Source organism: Pseudarthrobacter phenanthrenivorans Sphe3, assembly GCF_000189535.1.
GTDB classification, from domain to species: Bacteria; Actinomycetota; Actinomycetes; order Actinomycetales; family Micrococcaceae; genus Arthrobacter; species Arthrobacter phenanthrenivorans.
In genome coordinates, this window is the sequence record NC_015145.1 from 2,110,126 (window position 1) to 2,125,535 (window position 15,410).

12 protein-coding genes are annotated in these 15,410 nt (G+C 67.1%); 5 read left to right on the top strand and 7 right to left on the bottom strand.

Annotated features, from left to right (window positions below):
• Positions 1-15: 15 nt before the first annotated feature.
• Positions 16-435, top strand: a complete 420-nt coding sequence (locus tag ASPHE3_RS09715; RefSeq protein WP_013601049.1) for a DUF4870 domain-containing protein — start codon at positions 16-18, stop codon at positions 433-435.
• An 83-nt stretch (positions 436-518) separates the two neighbouring features.
• On the opposite strand, the gene hemW is transcribed toward ASPHE3_RS09715, so the two are convergent.
• Positions 519-1,748: a radical SAM family heme chaperone HemW gene (gene hemW, locus ASPHE3_RS09720; RefSeq protein ID WP_041652070.1), complete on the bottom strand. Its 1,230-nt coding sequence runs from the start codon at positions 1,746-1,748 to the stop codon at positions 519-521.
• Positions 1,749-1,784: 36 nt separating this feature from the next.
• A complete protein-coding gene (lepA, locus tag ASPHE3_RS09725) occupies positions 1,785-3,638 on the bottom strand; it encodes a translation elongation factor 4 (RefSeq protein WP_041652071.1) in 1,854 nt (617 codons plus the stop codon).
• 173 nt (positions 3,639-3,811) lie between these two features.
• On the opposite strand from lepA, the gene ASPHE3_RS09730 reads away from it, so the two are divergent.
• Together ASPHE3_RS09730 and rpsT are read left to right on the top strand one after the other, a co-directional pair.
• Entirely contained in the window at positions 3,812-4,399 is a 588-nt protein-coding gene (locus ASPHE3_RS09730; protein ID WP_013601052.1) for a type II toxin-antitoxin system PemK/MazF family toxin, read from the top strand.
• A gap of 169 nt (positions 4,400-4,568) precedes the next feature.
• A complete protein-coding gene (gene rpsT, locus ASPHE3_RS09735) occupies positions 4,569-4,829 on the top strand; it encodes a 30S ribosomal protein S20 (protein ID WP_013601053.1) in 261 nt (86 codons plus the stop codon).
• Between the two features lie 189 nt (positions 4,830-5,018).
• On the opposite strand, the gene holA is transcribed toward rpsT, so the two are convergent.
• The 3 genes from holA to ASPHE3_RS09750 are packed head-to-tail and all read right to left on the bottom strand — an operon-like array spanning position 5,019 to position 8,723.
• Positions 5,019-6,035, bottom strand: coding sequence for a DNA polymerase III subunit delta (gene holA / locus ASPHE3_RS09740; protein ID WP_013601054.1), 1,017 nt, complete (start codon positions 6,033-6,035; stop codon positions 5,019-5,021).
• The gene (locus ASPHE3_RS09745; protein WP_013601055.1) at positions 5,969-8,047 is read right to left on the bottom strand and encodes a ComEC/Rec2 family competence protein; all 2,079 of its coding nucleotides are present in this window, start codon (positions 8,045-8,047) and stop codon (positions 5,969-5,971) included. The genes holA and ASPHE3_RS09745 overlap by 67 nt, the downstream gene beginning before the upstream one ends.
• Positions 8,048-8,072: 25 nt before the next feature.
• The gene (locus tag ASPHE3_RS09750) at positions 8,073-8,723 is read right to left on the bottom strand and encodes a ComEA family DNA-binding protein (protein ID WP_254363027.1); all 651 of its coding nucleotides are present in this window, start codon (positions 8,721-8,723) and stop codon (positions 8,073-8,075) included.
• Positions 8,724-8,771: 48 nt separating this feature from the next.
• Here ASPHE3_RS09750 and ASPHE3_RS22635 point away from each other — a divergent pair, with 48 nt between their 5' ends.
• Positions 8,772-9,014 carry a hypothetical protein gene (locus ASPHE3_RS22635; protein ID WP_254363029.1) on the top strand — a complete coding sequence of 81 codons (243 nt, stop codon included), beginning with the start codon at positions 8,772-8,774 and terminating at the stop codon, positions 9,012-9,014.
• A 52-nt stretch (positions 9,015-9,066) separates the two neighbouring features.
• On the opposite strand, the gene ASPHE3_RS09755 is transcribed toward ASPHE3_RS22635, so the two are convergent.
• Both ASPHE3_RS09755 and leuS read right to left on the bottom strand, forming a co-directional pair.
• Complete coding sequence (locus ASPHE3_RS09755) at positions 9,067-10,074, bottom strand: DegV family protein (RefSeq protein WP_013601057.1); 1,008 nt, start codon at positions 10,072-10,074, stop codon at positions 9,067-9,069.
• Between the two features lie 57 nt (positions 10,075-10,131).
• Positions 10,132-12,660: a leucine--tRNA ligase gene (leuS, locus tag ASPHE3_RS09760; protein ID WP_013601058.1), complete on the bottom strand. Its 2,529-nt coding sequence runs from the start codon at positions 12,658-12,660 to the stop codon at positions 10,132-10,134.
• A gap of 297 nt (positions 12,661-12,957) precedes the next feature.
• Here leuS and ASPHE3_RS22820 point away from each other — a divergent pair, with 297 nt between their 5' ends.
• The gene (locus ASPHE3_RS22820; RefSeq protein WP_013601059.1) at positions 12,958-15,306 is read left to right on the top strand and encodes a PEP/pyruvate-binding domain-containing protein; all 2,349 of its coding nucleotides are present in this window, start codon (positions 12,958-12,960) and stop codon (positions 15,304-15,306) included.
• Positions 15,307-15,410 lie beyond the last annotated feature (104 nt).

Below are 15,410 nucleotides of genomic sequence, written 5' to 3' on the forward strand. Positions count from 1 at the left end.
AGAAGGAACAAGACTGTGGCAGAAAACGCACGCGATCACAGGGACAGCCAGGGCGGCCAGGGCCGTTCGGAATACCATGGCGTTCCGGCGAATGCGCTGCCCCTGACAGCAAGCGAGGACCGGCAGTGGGCCACCATGGCGCACTTCGGCGGCATCCTGGGCTGCGTGCCTGCGCTGCTGATCTACCTGATCTTCAAGGACCGCGGCCCCTTCACGGCGCAGGAGTCCAAGGAAGCCCTTAACTTCAGCCTTCCCCCGACCATCGCAGCCGTAGTGGCCAACATCCTGGTCTTCGTTCCTGTGATCGGGAACATTTTCGCGGTGATTGCCACCCTCATCTGGATTGCCCTGACGTGCTACTCCGTGGCCGCCGGCATCCACGTGAACAAGGGCCAGCCGCACCGCTACCAGTACAACCTGCGCTGGATCAAGTAGCATTCCAGCAACGCGGGGTCATTCCGTGCCGGATAGCCAGTGGTTATTGGGCAGGGAGTGACCCCGCGTTGCTGTTGGCGGACCTAGTCCGGCAGGACGCGGCGCACCACGGCGTCTGCCAGCAGCCTGCCTTTCAGTGTGAGCACCAGCGTTCCATTGAGGGCTGCCGCCGGCTCCACCAGGCCGTCAGCAATGAGGCCGGCAACCTCGCGCCTGCCGGCTGCGGCGAGGGTGGACAACTGCAGGCCGGACTTCAGCCGCGCTTCCAGCATGACCCGCTCAATGTTCCGGGTTTCAGCGTCCAGGGTTTCCCGGCCGGCGGCGGGTGACAGGCCCTGCGCAAGCCGGCCGGCGTATGCCGTGGGGTGCTTGACGTTCCACCAGCGGACGCCACCTACGTGGGAGTGGGCTCCAGGTCCGATCCCCCACCAGTCGTCGCCGCGCCAGTAGGCGAGGTTATGGCGGCAGGCCTGCCCGGGCGTCCTGGCCCAGTTGCTGACCTCGTACCATCCCAGTCCGGCTTCGGTGATCAACTGGTCGGCGAGTTCGTACTTGTCGGCGTGGTCGTCGTCGTCAATCCCGGGCACTTCCCCACGGCGCATCTGAGCGGCAAGTTTGGTACCGTCCTCCACGATCAGGGCGTAGGCGCTGATGTGGTCCGGCCTGTAGGAAAGGGCAGTTTCCAGGGAGTGCCGCCAGTCAGCCAGGGACTCCCCCGGGGTGCCATAGATCAGGTCCAGGCTGACGGCCAGTCCGGCTTCCCGGGCCCACTGGACCACCTGCGGGACCCGGCTCGGGGTGTGCGTGCGGTCCAGGACCTTGAGGACATGGGGGACGGCGGACTGCATGCCGAAGGAAACGCGGGTGAACCCAGCCTCCTTAAGGACGGCGAGGGATTCCGGAGTGACGGAGTCCGGGTTGGCCTCGGTGGTCACCTCGGCGCCATCCTCGATTCCCCACTCGTCGATGGCGCGGCGGAGGATCAGCGCAAGGTCGTCCGCGGGCAGCAGGGTGGGCGTGCCGCCGCCGAAGAACACGGTACTGAGTTTGCGCGCCGGAAGCCCGGATCCGGCCAGGACCTTCGCCGCCAGCGCCACTTCGGATGCGGCCGTGCCGGCGTACGCATCCTGGGATGCGCCGCCGCCCAGCTCCGTGGCGGTGTAGGTGTTGAAATCGCAGTACCCGCACCGGACGGCACAGAAAGGAATGTGCACGTACAGCCCGAACGCCCGGTCCGCCGCACCGTCCGCTGCCTGGGCAGGCAACAGACCGTCCGACGGCGCCGGGTCGCCGAGGGGAAGAATGCTAGGCATTGCTGGGGCCTCCGGTGTTGCCGGACGCTGTGTTCACTACTTCTTTGCCTTGTCCTTGGACTCGTCGGTGGTGAGGGCGGCGATGAAGGCTTCCTGGGGGACCTCCACGCGGCCCACCATCTTCATGCGCTTCTTGCCTTCCTTCTGCTTTTCCAGCAGTTTGCGTTTACGCGAAATGTCACCGCCGTAGCACTTGGCCAGCACGTCCTTGCGGATGGCGCGGATGCTTTCGCGGGCGATGATCCTTGAGCCGATGGCCGCCTGGATGGGCACCTCGAACTGCTGCCTCGGGATCAGCTCGCGCAGTTTGGTGGTCATCATCACGCCGTAGGCGTAGGCCTTGTCGCGGTGGGTGATGGCCGAGAAGGCATCCACCTGCTCCCCCTGGAGCATGATGTCAACCTTCACCAGGTCAGCCACCTGGTCGCCGTCGGCCTTCCAGTCCAGGGACCCGTAGCCGCGGGTCTTGGACTTGAGGATGTCGAAGAAGTCGAACACAATCTCCGCCAGCGGCAGGCGGTACCGGATTTCCACCCGGTCCTCGGACAGGTAGTCCATGCCGCCCATAACGCCGCGGCGGCTCTGGCACAGTTCCATGATGGCGCCGACGAATTCGTTCGGAGCGAGGATGGTGGCGGACACCATCGGTTCGCGGACCTCGTGGATCTTGCCGGAGGGGTATTCGCTGGGGTTGGTCACATGGACCACCTTCTTGTCCTCCAGCGTCACTTCGTATTCCACGTTGGGTGCGGTGGAAATCAGGTCCAGGTTGTACTCGCGCTCGAGCCGTTCGCGGGTGATTTCGAGGTGGAGCAGGCCGAGGAAGCCCACGCGGAAGCCGAAACCCAGAGCGGCCGACGTCTCGGGTTCGTAGACCAGCGCTGCGTCATTGAGCATCAGCTTCTCAAGCGCGTCCCGGAGCACTGGATAGTCGGTGCCGTCCAGCGGATACAGGCCGGAGAACACCATCGGCTTGGCGTCGGCATAGCCGGGGAGCGATTCAGCAGCCGGCTTGGCAAGGTTGGTGACGGTGTCGCCGACCTTGGAAAGGCGGACGTCCTTCACGCCGGTGATGAGGTAGCCCACTTCGCCGACGCCGAGACCTTTCGAGGGTGTGGGCTCCGGGGAGCTGACACCGATCTCAAGGAGTTCGTGGGTGGCCCGGGTGGACATCATCTGGATGCGTTCCCGGGGGTGAAGCATGCCGTCCACTACGCGGACATAGGTCACGACGCCGCGGTAGGTGTCATATACGGAGTCGAAAATCATGGCGCGGGCCGGTGCGTTGGCGTCACCTTCGGGGGCCGGCAGGTCGCGGACGATTTTGTCCAGCAAGGCTTCGACGCCCATTCCGGTCTTCCCCGAGACGCGCAGCACGTCTTCCGGGTCGCCGCCGATCAGGCTGGCCAGTTCCGCCGCGTACTTCTCAGGCTGCGCTGCCGGAAGATCGATCTTGTTCAGGACCGGGATGATGGTGAGGTTGTTCTCCATCGCGAGGTACAGGTTGGCGAGCGTCTGGGCCTCGATGCCCTGCGCCGCGTCCACCAGGAGGATTGCCCCTTCGCAGGCTGCGAGGGAGCGGGAGACCTCGTACGTGAAGTCGACGTGGCCCGGGGTATCGATCATGTTGAGCGCGTAGCTCTTGCCATCAAGTTCCCACGGCATCCGGACCGCCTGTGACTTGATGGTGATGCCGCGTTCGCGTTCGATGTCCATCCGGTCCAGGTACTGGGCCTTCATGTCGCGGGGCTGGACCACTCCGGTCAACTGAAGCATCCGGTCGGCCAGCGTGGACTTGCCGTGGTCAATGTGCGCGATGATGCAGAAATTCCGAATAATGGCCGGATCTGTCGCGGCGGGCACCGGGGCGGTGCGGGCCATGGGAGACACGCAGGGTCCTTACTGTTGGCATTTCCGCGGCCCACCGCCGGGCGCAACGAAGGCACCCGCGGATATGCCGCACATCTTGAACTCCCAGTGTCCCACGTCCGGGCCCCTCACACCGCATTCCGGACGGACCGGGACTTGGGCGCCGCGCTCGGTCACAGGGATAGGGTGGCTGGATGGTTTTCAATCTCCGATCACTGCAGGATGCCGTACGTACTGGCCTTCGGGCGCTGCAACGGGCGGCGGGGAATCCTGCGCCACCCATCGGCCGCCCGGCCACTGGCCAACGCGCACCCGGCCGTCCTGCATTCCGCCGCCCCGCACCCGGCAGGACAGGTCCTGCCGCTGTCGACGGTGAAGGCCTTTCCTATCCGGGAGACTTCCAGGGGCGCGTTCCCGTCCGTTACGCGCCCCGGCCGGACGGTGAACCGGATCCGGGTGAAGTGGTGTGGGCGTGGGTGCCGTACGAGGAGGATCATGGCCGGGGGAAGGACAGGCCCGTTTTGCTGGTGGGACGCAGTGACGGCTACCTGCTGGGGCTGATGCTCACCAGCAGGGACCGGGTTTCGGATTCAGTAGCATCCGCGGACTACATGGACGTCGGCACCGGGGACTGGGACAGGCAGGGCCGGCCCAGCGAGGCCCGGCTCGACCGCATCGTGCGGCTCCGGCCGGAAAGCATCCGCAGGGAGGGAGCCGTGCTGGACCGGGCACGCTTTGAGAAGGTGGCCTCGGGCCTGCGTCGGCGACACGGCTGGAACTAGTTCCCAAAATGGCCAGCCCTGTGGCTGACCTGCTATTCTTTATAGCTGTGTGTCCGTGCAGGTCGACGGCCACTGATGGTTGGCCGCCATAGGTATCCCCACGCCGCTCAGTCAATGGCCAACCTGAAAGCCCTCTAGACCATTTCCGCATTAAAAAGAGAGTTCACACGTGGCGAATATCAAGTCCCAGAAGAAGCGCATCCTCACCAACGAGAAGGCACGCCTGCGCAACAACGCAGTCAAGTCCGAGCTGAAGACGGCCATCCGCGCCGTCAACACCGCCGTTGAGTCCTCGGACAAGGATGCAGCTGCTGCTGCCCTGGTTTCTGCCAGCCGCAAGCTGGACAAGGCTGTCAGCAAGGGTGTTCTGCACAAGAACAACGCAGCGAACCGCAAGTCGGCGATCTCCAAGAAGGTCAACGCACTGTAAGGTTTCCAGTTCCCTGAACTGATGGCTGTGGCCGGTACCCTCGGGTACCGGCCACACACCTTTAAGGCGCAACGTTGCAGCCCGAGTCCTGGGCTGGCCAGCGGATCATAGGGGTGTACGTGCTGAAGCGCCTACAAGCTGAGGATTGGCGCAGCCCAGGGGAAAGTTCCAGGTGCTGGGCAGGACCAGTCAGCGGCCCTGGACGGACATGGCTATCACGGTGACGGCATGCTCCACGGCGTACACGGGATCCCTCGAAAGGCCCTTGACTTGGGCATCCGCCTCCGCGGTCGCCTGGATGGACCGGACCAGCCCCTCGGGTGTCCAGCGGCGCACGTCGCGCTGCGCCTGCTCCACGAGCCAGGGCTGCATACCGAGCTCCGCGGCTATGTGCGCCGAGGATCCGGAAGCCCCTGCGACCCGTGCCACGGTGCGGAGCTTGGCGGCCAGTGCCGCCACCAGCGGAACGGGGTCTGCCCCGGTGGCGAGGGCATGGCGCAGCGTGGACAGTGCCAGGGGTGCATTGCCTGCCATTGCGGCGTCAGCCACTTTGAAGGCTGTAGCTTCAATACGGCCGCCGTAGTAACGGTCAACGATTTCCGCAGTGACTGTGGTCCCCGCATCGGCAATGAGCTGGCTGCAGGCCGCCGCCAGCTCGGAAAGGTTGGCGCCCACGGCGTTGACCAAAGCCTGGACAGCGTCCTGCTCAATGCGGCGGCCGCCTGCCTTGAACTCGGCCATCACAAAAGCGACTTTGTCCGCGTCTTTCTTGAGCGGCTGGCAGTCCACCACCGGCCAGCCGCCTTTCTTGACAGCGTCCAGGAGCTTCTTACCCCGGACACCCCCGGCGTGGCGGAGCACCAGGACAGCGTCCTGCTCAGGGTGGCCCAGGTAGCCAAGGGCATCCGCCAGGAAGGCATCATTCATGGCCTCGACGGCTTCGACTTCAATGAGCTTGCTTTCACCGAAAAGCGATGGGCTGACCTGCATCAGGAGGGTGCCGGCTTCGTAGGCTGCGGCGCTGAAGCGGCTTAATTCAACATCCGGTGCAGCGGCGCGGACCTGGGCGCGGATGCGGTCCATCGCCCTGATGCCGAGGTACTCCTCAGGACCGGTGACCAGCACAACCGCTGCGGGGGTTACATCGCGCCAGGTGGCTGCATTCGATGCCGGGGAACGGTTCGCTCGCTTTGGTGCAGCGGCCATCGTGGGTTCCTTCCGGAGAGTTTTATGCAGTATCCCAGCCTGCCACGTCCGGCCCCCCGCTCCAAGCCGGGACCAAGGGGCCGCACTGACCGCTGGGGCAGGTGGGCAGGTGCCCGGTCCGTACGGCGGCCCAACGTTTTGGCCGCCAGCGGCCCGGTGGCTTCAAGCAGCGACACCGTGCGCCCGTGGAGGGCAACAACCAGCTGGATGCAGCGGCGTGGACGGGCCACTGCCCAGACAAGACCGTAGGTCAGGACTGACAGCAACATCATGGTGAACAGCCCGGGAACGCCGTCGGGCCACGGGAGCGCTGCCCCCGGGAGTTGTGAACTGAACCTGGCCGCGGCGGCAACACCGGCGCTGAATGTACCCGCCACGGCTATCAGGACGGCGGCAGCCCAGGGTGCCGTAGCCACCAGCGGAACAGCTGCCGTTCCCAGCAGTGTCACCGGGGCCACAAGGGGCGAGGCAATGACATTTGCCAGCAGCGAATAGGTGGAAAATTGGGGCTGCAGAAGGACTGTCACTGGAGCGCACAGGAGTTGGGCGGATAAGGGAACCGCCACCGCTGCGGCCACCCAGCGGGGAACAACCGGCGGCGTCCAGTCTATGATGCGCCGCCCGAGGATGATGATGCCGGCGGTGGCCAGGACGGACAGGAGGAATCCGAAGCTCGTACCCAGCCCGGGGTCGAACAGCAGCAGACCGATGACTGCCAGGCAGAGGAAACTAAGGCCCCGGCCCGACCTTCCGCTGGCCAAGGCGATGACCGCCACGGCCCCCATGAGTGCTGCTCGCAGGACACTGGCATCAGGGCCCACCAGGACCACGAACAAACACAGCCCGGCGCCGGCCGCAGCGGCAGCTGGCAGACGAGGCAGACGGAGGCCCCGGCAGGCCAGCAGCAGTGCCCCCAGGACCAGGCTGCAGTTGGCACCGCTGACCGCCGTTAAGTGGCTCATGCCCACCGTCTTCATGGCGGCTTCCAGGCCCTCATCCAAGGCACTGGTGTCACCGGTAACCATGCCCGGCAGGAGGCCACGCGGGTCAGGGGCGAGGAAGGACGCCGCGGCCACGAACCGTTCCCGCAGTTCCCTGGCCGATTTTTGCAGAATGGGTGGGTCGCCGGGCTGCCCGGGGCCGGAGGACGCCGTGAGGATTCCGGCCTCTTCCCTTCCGGGGTCGGCTGTTCGAAGCTTTCCTGTGGTACGGACAAGTTGGCCCGGTACTACTGTCCCCCATCCGTCACCGCCCATGACAGTCACTTGCGCCCGTGTCCTGAGCAGGAATCCGCCGGTACTCAAATCCACTGTCAGGACAGGCACCGACCAGCGGCCAGGCGGTCCGGCCTGTCCTGGCGCCGCCAGGGCACGCGGCGCCCCTGCTACCTCGACGACGGCCACCACCGACTTCCCCGCCGCCACAGCATTTGCCAGCGCGCCCTCAAAGCGCTGGGTCGACGCCACCGCCGAATGCGCAGCTGCCGCAGCGGCCAGAAAGAGCGCCACAGCCCCGGTGGCGAACAGACTGCGGCGGGGCGGGAGGCTTGCCGGTAGTTTCGATCTGCTCCCGGCCGGGACGCCCCGGCCCACGCCCGGCGGGGATGCACGTCGTGAGGAGGCCAATAAGAGGATCCCCAGGGCTGCGCAGGTACCGCACAGCGTGGCCAGGGCCGGCGGCTGCAACCAGAGGCCGGCGACCGAGGCGGCCCAGACTGCCATTGCCGGCAGGGCGAGGCGTACGTCGGTGCGGCGGCGGGACGCCTCAGTGCCCGTACCTGAAGGCTGCCCGGTGGCTTCGGCACGATTTTGCCAGGCGGCTGCCACTGCCTGGGAGCCGTGGCCAATGAGGCGCCGGGCAGGGATGACCGCGGGGAACCCACGAGCCCCGGACAGCGAACGGCCGCGGGGCGGATCCACGGGCGCTTCCTGCTCCGCCAAAGGTCCCCGGACGGCGGCCTCCACGTAGCGCAGCCACGGGCTCTGGCTGGTCGGTCCCTTCCCGCCAGCCATCAGCCCGATGCCTCAATAAAGCCGCTCACACCGTCACCAGGGGCAGCAGCGCCTCAAGCATTTTGGGCCCTACTCCATCCACCGCATCCAGCTCCTCTATGCTCTTGAAGGCTCCGTGTTCCTTGCGCCAGTCCACAATTCGCTGGGCAAGCACCGGTCCGACTTTGGGCAGGGCGTCCAGGTCCTCCACCCCAGCCGTGTTCAGGTTGATTTTCGTCCCAGCCGGCGACCCGCCACTGTCGTCGGCCCCTGGCTGCCCGTTGCCTTCAGGCCCGGCAACAGGGACGTCCGCGCCCTCCTGCGGGACGTGGATCTTTTGGCCGTCCTCCAGCACAAGGGCCAGGTTCAGGCGGTTCAGGTCGGCGCCCACGGCAGCACCTCCGGCAGCGGCGATGGCTTCATGCACACGGCTTCCTGCCGGCAGGTGGACCACTCCCGGGCGGGCCACCGCCCCCGCAACATGGATCACCAGGGTTGCAGCAGATTCGCCTCCAGGCTCCCTCCCCGCAGGCTCTCGAGTCGACCCGCCGCCGGCCGTCGTGCTGCCCTCTCCGGGCAGAGTGGCAGCCGCGCTTGCAGGTCCGGCTCCCTCCAACGGCAGGATGACGGCCTGGCCGGACGCGGCTTGCCACCAAAACCACGCCCCACCGGCAACGGCCACGACTGCCACGAACATGGCAAGCCGTGATCCCAGCCGCCATCGAAGCGCAGGAGCCAGCGCACCATGGCCCGACAGAGTGGGGCCGGGCGCCGCGAGACCGTCGGGAACTCCCTCCTGCCCCGCAGCGGCGGCCGCAGAGTCTCCATCCGCGCCGCCGCCACGTTCCCCGCCCGGGCCCCGGTATTCGAACACCGCCTCCCCGCTGCCCTCCCGCAGAAGGCCGGAAGGCGCCTCACCAAGCGCAGCCTGCAAGCGGGTCCGGACATGGCGCGCCGGAAGACCCGCTGCTCGAGCATCCCGGCGTGACATAGCTCCAAGGCTAGGAACCCAGGGCGTGAGGGAACAGGGCAGCCGGCTGTTATGTGGAAAGGACCCCGGGAAGCTGCGTGGGATGGCCGGCGGTTTCCGTCAGGTCCTCCCCCACGATGACGGCAAGGACACCGAGCCCTGCGTGGGCGGCAAGAACGGCAGGAAGCGAACTGATTTGCGCAGGGGGGCAGTGCGGCAGGGCAGCAGCGAGGCGCCGGGCGAGGCTTTCGGCTTCCTGTGGGTTGCCGAAGTGGTGGACCGCAAGGCGGACGGCAGGCGCCGGGCGGGCACTCGCGTCCGCTGTGGCGATTTCCTCCAGCCGGGCAACCGCCCGGGCAGCCGAACGCACCTTTTCCAGCGGGACGATCCTGCCGCCGTCGACCGCCAGGATGGGCTTGATGGCCAGCATGGTCCCCAGCAGCGAGGCCGCGGCGCCGATGCGGCCCCCGCGGCGCAGCTGCTCCAGGCTCGGAACGTAGAAATACACTTTGGTCTTTGCTGCCTGCGCCTGCGCTGCAGCAGCAACAGCGGCCGCCCCGTCTCCGCCGGCCGCCGTCCTGACCGCGGCCTGGACTGCCATGCCCAAGGCCATCCCAACAGTCAGGGAGTCAACAACCTCCACAGGGATACCCACCCTCCCCGCGGCGAGACGTGCCGCGTCCGCGGTTCCGGACAGTTCACCGGAGATGTGGACAGAGACCACCGCCTCGAATCCCCGCTGCTGGGCGGCGCGGTAAGCTTGCTCGAACTGTCCAGGGGACGGGCGTGAGGTCTTGACGGAAGTCCCGCTGGCCAGCGCCAGGGCGATGGTTTCGGAGATGTCGTCCTCCCCCTCGCCATAAATTTCTTCCCCGATCATGACGGGCATCGGGATCACGGTGAGTACGCCATGATCCGAAAGCGCGGACACCCATTCCGCCGGCAGGGCCGAAGCGGAATCAGTGACCACGGCGGTGCGCACCACGGCATCCAGCCCGTTCCCGGCAGCCTCCGGACGGGTACGGAGGGCGGCGAGGCGCGCACGGATCCAGGGCCAGGCAGCGTCGCGGTCTGGCAAGGGGGCCTCCTGGGGTCGCTTCAGGCCGCCGGAGCTGTTCCGGCGGCCTGGTCCCGGCTAGGCCGGGACGATGTTGACCAGTTTAGGCGCGCGGACAATCACTGTTCGGATGCCACGGCCGTCAAGGGCGCGCTGGACGTTCTCCGAGGCCAGCGCCAGCTCACGCAGCTGGTCCTCCGATACGGACGGTGAAACTTCAAGCCGGTCCCGGACCTTGCCCTGCACCTGGACTACGGCGGTGACGCTGTCCTGGACCAGCAGGGAGGGATCGTGGACGGGCCAGCCCGCATTGGCTACCGAGGCGGGATGCCCCAGCACGCTCCACATGTCCTCAGCCGTGTACGGAGCGAAGAGGCTCAGGATCACCGCTACCGCCTCCGCAGCTTCACGGACTGCCGGGTCCGCTCCGCCGGCACCGGCGTCGATGGCCTTGCGGGTGGCATTCACCAGCTCCATCAGCTTGGCCACCACCACGTTGAATTTGTTGGCGTCCAGCAGCTCCGCGGCGTCGGCAATGGTCCGGTGCGTGATGGAGCGCAATCCACGGTCGCCCGTGGTGACGTCGACGCCGGGTTCGCTCGCCACATCCTGGGCGAGACGCCAGGCGCGGGCCAGGAACTTGGCCGAGCCTGACGGCGATACGTCGGCCCAGTCCACGTCGTCCTCGGGCGGGGAGGCGAAGATCATGGTCAGGCGGACGGCGTCCACCCCGTACTTGTCCAGCTGCTCGCCCAGGTCAACGCCGTTCCCCAGGGACTTGCTCATGGCTTTGCCGCCGTTGAGGACCTGGCCCTGGTTCAGCAGTGCCGTAAACGGCTCGCTGGTTTCGATCAGGCCAAGGTCGTGGATGACCTTGGTGAAGAACCGGGCATACAGCAGGTGCAGGATGGCGTGTTCAACGCCGCCCACGTACTGGCCCACCGGCATCCAGTCGTTGATCTTCTGCGGATCGAACGGGCCCTCGGTGTAGTGGGGAGACACGAAACGCAGGAAGTACCAGGACGAGTCCACGAAAGTGTCCATGGTGTCCGTGTCGCGCTTTGCTGGCCCGTGGCAGGAGGGGCATTCCACGTTGACCCAGGCTTCCGCGGCAGCCAGGGGCGAGGTGCCCTTGGGTGCCAGGTCCTCACCGCGCAGGTCCGAGGGCAGCGTGACGGGCAGCTGCTCGTCCGGTACCGGCACCTCGCCGCAGGACGGGCAGTGGATGATGGGGATGGGCGTGCCCCAGAAACGCTGGCGGCTGAGCAGCCAGTCACGCAGGCGGAAGTTCACGAACTTCTCACCGGTGCCCTGGCGTTCCAGCATGGCGATCGCGGCCGGAATGGCTTCCGCTTTGGGCAGGCCGTCCAGCTCACCGGAATTGACCAGGGTGCCCTCCCCCGCTGTAGCGGTTCCGGACACGGCAGGGTCTTCCTCGCCGGTGTCCAGGACAGCCCGGACCGGCAGGTCGAACGTGCGGGCGAAGTCCAGGTCGCGCTGGTCGTGCGCAGGCACGGCCATGATGGCGCCGGTGCCGTAGTCGGCCAGGACGTAGTCCGCCGCCCAGACCTGCAGCTTCTCCCCGTTCAGCGGGTTGATGGCATACCGTCCGGTGAAGACGCCGGTCTTCTCCCGCTCGGTGGACTGGCGTTCGATTTCGGAGAGCGCCTTGACCTGCTCGCGGTACTCGTCCAGCGCAGCGGCGTGCTCCTCCGTGACGAGTTCGACGGCGAGCGGTGCGTCCGCGGCCACCACGAAGAACGTTGCGCCGTACAGGGTGTCCGGGCGGGTGGTGAAGACCGTCACCTCTTTGGCGGGCTTCCCGCCGTCGGCCTCGATCACGAAGTTGACGTGGGCACCCTCGGACCGCCCAATCCAGTTCTTCTGCATGGCCAGCACCCGCTCGGGCCAGTGGCCCCGGAGCTGCTCCATGTCATCGAGCAGACGGTCGGCGTACTCAGTGATCTTGAAGTACCACTGGTTAAGGGACTTCTTGGTGACCGTGGTGCCGCAACGCTCGCAGGCCCCGTTCACAACCTGCTCGTTGGCCAGGACTGTCTGGTCCTTGGGGCACCAGTTGACCGGGGAGTTCTTCCGGTAGGCCAGGCCGCGCTCGTAGAAGCGCTTGAACAGCCACTGGGTCCAGCGGTAGTACTCCGGGTCCGAGGTGTGCAGCCGGCGGGACCAGTCCGCCGAGATGGCGTAGCGCTTGAAGGACGCGGCCTGGGTGTCGATGTTGGCGTAGGTCCACTCGCTGGGGTGGGCGTTGCGCTTGATGGCGGCATTCTCCGCCGGCAGGCCAAAGGAGTCCCAGCCGATCGGGTGCAGCACGTCGTAACCCTTTTGGCGCAGGTAGCGCGCTACGACGTCCCCCATGGCGAACGCTTCCGCGTGGCCCATGTGGAGGTCTCCGGAAGGGTACGGGAACATATCCAGCACGTAGCGCCGCTCCCGGGACCCGTCGTCGACGGGCGTGAAGACTTTCAGGTCTTCCCACACCTGCGGCCACTTGGCCTCCATCGCCGCGAAACTGTAGGTGCCCTCCTCGGGCACGTCCGCTGACACTGTTGCTGCTGTTCCGGTCTCTGTCTCCGGCTGAACGCCCACTGCTGCCCTCTTCTGTTCTGTTACGGCATCTGTGCTGCCATAACGGCCTGATCCTGCTGCTGCCACCGGAAAAAGCTCCCGGACACACAAAAGCCCCTCACCATGGAGGGGCTGCCGCACGCTATCCGTTGGTTCGGATACCGGGCGGCTGGCTAAGCAGGAGGATCGCACGCATGCATCCACTTTAGCGCACGAAACGTTCCCCCTGCTGAGCGCCGGGCCTGTACTGCCGGCACCGTCCGTCACTAGACTTGATCCGGGCTAGCCAGGACAAAGCGTGCGGCAGGGTGACTCATCGTGGGCAACGGCGCGGACAACGGTGGACAGCGCGCGTTCGGTGATGGCCTGTTCTCCCCGCTGGGCGGGCCCGTCCCCCTCACCCGCCTGCAGGCCGGCGGCAAGGCCGCAACACTGTCGGAGCTGAAACAGGCAGGTTTTCCCGTACCGCCTGGCTTCGTAGTGACGCGGCAGGACCTGCAGGCCCGCGCCGCCGGAGCCGTGAGTTCATGGGAAGACCGCTTGCGGGCCTCCGCCCGCGCCTGCGGCCCCGGACCCTACGCCGTGCGCTCCTCCGCTGCCGCCGAGGATTTGCCCGGCGCCTCGTATGCGGGAATGTACGAAAGTTACCTTCGGGTGGCCGAGGGTGAACTGGCCGCAACTGTGCTCCGCTGTTTCGAATCAGCGAACGCCTCCCGGGTCCGGGCCTACCAGGATTCGCTTCCCAGGCCGGAAAACGGGGCAGGTGCCGGCCCGGGACCTGGCCTGGGTGGCGGCCACGACGCCGCACAGATGGCGGTCCTGGTCCAGCAGATGGTGGACCCTGCGGCCGCCGGGGTCGCCTTTACGGCCCACCCCCTGACGGGGGCACGGGACGAGGGCGTGGTTTCCGCCGTCAGGGGGCTTGGCGGAAACCTCGTGGAAGGCTCCGAGGACGGCGAGGAATGGCTTGTCCGTGAAGGGCGGGCGGTACGCCGCCACGGTGGAGCGGCAGCCCTGTCAAATGAAAGCGCGACGGCGGTCGCGGCCATGGCGCGCGCCGTCGCCTCGCATTTCGGCTGCCCGCAGGACGTGGAGTGGGCCGTGGACCCGTCCGGCCAGATCATGATCCTGCAGGCACGGCCCATGACCGCCCTCCCGGAGCCCGTGGTGTGGAAGGCCCCGGGGAAAGGTGCATGGCTGCGCAACTTTCGGCTGGGGGAATGGCTGCCGGAACCGGTCACTCCCCTCTTCATGGATTGGATCATCCCCCTGATCGATGCCGGGTACAACGACGCCGTCTACCGCTCCGCAGGCATCAGGATTCCCATGGGGTACGCCACAGTCAACGGGTGGTACTACGTTGCCCCGCCCACACCGCGTGCCCTCCCCCACCTGCTCTTCGGCGGCCAGCCCCGCTCCCTGCCCTACTTCTTCAATTCGGTACTGCGCCCCATGATCGACCCGGCAGGAGCAGACCGCGCGGTCCTGCGGGACTTGGAGCATGAGTGGCGCGTTATAGGACTGCCGGCCTACCTGGCCCTGGCGCACCGTGACCTGTCCCCTTCGGCGACCTTCGCCTCGTTGGTGGCAACCGTGGAAGAAATCGGCGAGGCGGCGGGCCGGTACCTGTGGTTCTTTTCAGCCACCGGCGGCGCGGCCTGGAAGATGGAACGCGTCCTGGCGAAATTCTGGCGCCGGCACCTCGCACCGTCCTTTACAAAACGCCCGGCCCAGGGACGGGTTCCGGAACAAGCACTCCAAGGCGGCAGCGGATACCAGGTCCTGCTGGGCGGCCTGCTCCCCCGGCCGCCAGCGCCGGTCCCGCACGCCGTCTACAGCCTGGACTGGTATCACCGCACTGCCGGCGAGGAAGGCCCGGAAGCTGGCGGGGCAGGGACCACCGCGCACCCCGGTTCCGCCGCCCCGGCTGCGGAACGGCGACGTTCTGCGGAAGCCGCCTGCCGGGACATCCTGCGGGGCACGCGCCGCCTCCGCCGGTTCGACGAACTGCTGGCAGTTGCGCAGCATTATGCCCTGCTCCGGGAGGAACAGGCCCGGGATTTCACTGCTGGCTGGCCGCTCCTGCGCCGCTGCGCCCGCCGCATTGGCAGGCAGCTGCGGGACGCCGGCATCATCACCAGCGAGGACGATGTGTTTTTCCTGTCACGTCAGGACCTGCGGCTTGACGCCCCACCGCAGCAGGAGCGGGTTGCCATCCGCCGCGAGAAATGGTCGCGGCAACGCAAGCTGGCCGCGCCGCTCGTGCTGGGCGGCGTGCCGCTGATCGGCAACACCTTCGACCGGATTGCGCACTCGGCCCGCAGCACCGCCGCCCTTCCCCGTGGGGCCCTCGTGGGACACCCCGCCAGCCCCGGCCGTGCGCGTGGCCGGGTCCGGGTGGTGAGGGGGCCGGAGGACTTTCCGGGATTCCGGCCGGGCGAGGTGCTGGTGGCGGGGGCAACGGCCCCGGCCTGGACCCCGCTGTTCGCAGGCGCCGCCGCGGTAGTAACGGACAGCGGCAACCTGGCGGCCCATGCCTCACTGGTGGCCCGGGAGTACGGCATCCCGGCAGTCGTAGGAACGGGCAACGCCACCCAGGTGCTCCACACCGGCCAGCTGGTCACAGTGGACGGCAATGCAGGAACAGTGGAACAGCACGAGGACTGAGGCGGACGGCCGTACAGCAGGAAGGGCCGATGACTTCCCGCCATGGTGCGGCGGGCACCTGTGGCTGGCGGGGAGTCATCGGCCCCTCTCAAGGAGCGGAAAGG

Excerpts from the sequence above, each read along its gene's own strand:
- hemW (WP_041652070.1), bottom strand. The coding sequence starts at position 1,748 with ATGCCTAGCATTCTTCCCCTCGGCGACCCGGCGCCGTCGGACGGTCTG.
- ASPHE3_RS22635 (WP_254363029.1), top strand. The coding sequence starts at position 8,772 with ATGGCCCGACAGAGTGGGGCCGGGCGCCGCGAGACCGTCGGGAACTCC.
- ASPHE3_RS09750 (WP_254363027.1), bottom strand. The coding sequence starts at position 8,723 with ATGTTCGTGGCAGTCGTGGCCGTTGCCGGTGGGGCGTGGTTTTGGTGG.
- ASPHE3_RS09730 (WP_013601052.1), top strand. The coding sequence starts at position 3,812 with ATGGTTTTCAATCTCCGATCACTGCAGGATGCCGTACGTACTGGCCTT.
- ASPHE3_RS09745 (WP_013601055.1), bottom strand. The coding sequence starts at position 8,047 with ATGGCTGGCGGGAAGGGACCGACCAGCCAGAGCCCGTGGCTGCGCTAC.
- holA (WP_013601054.1), bottom strand. The coding sequence starts at position 6,035 with ATGGCCGCTGCACCAAAGCGAGCGAACCGTTCCCCGGCATCGAATGCA.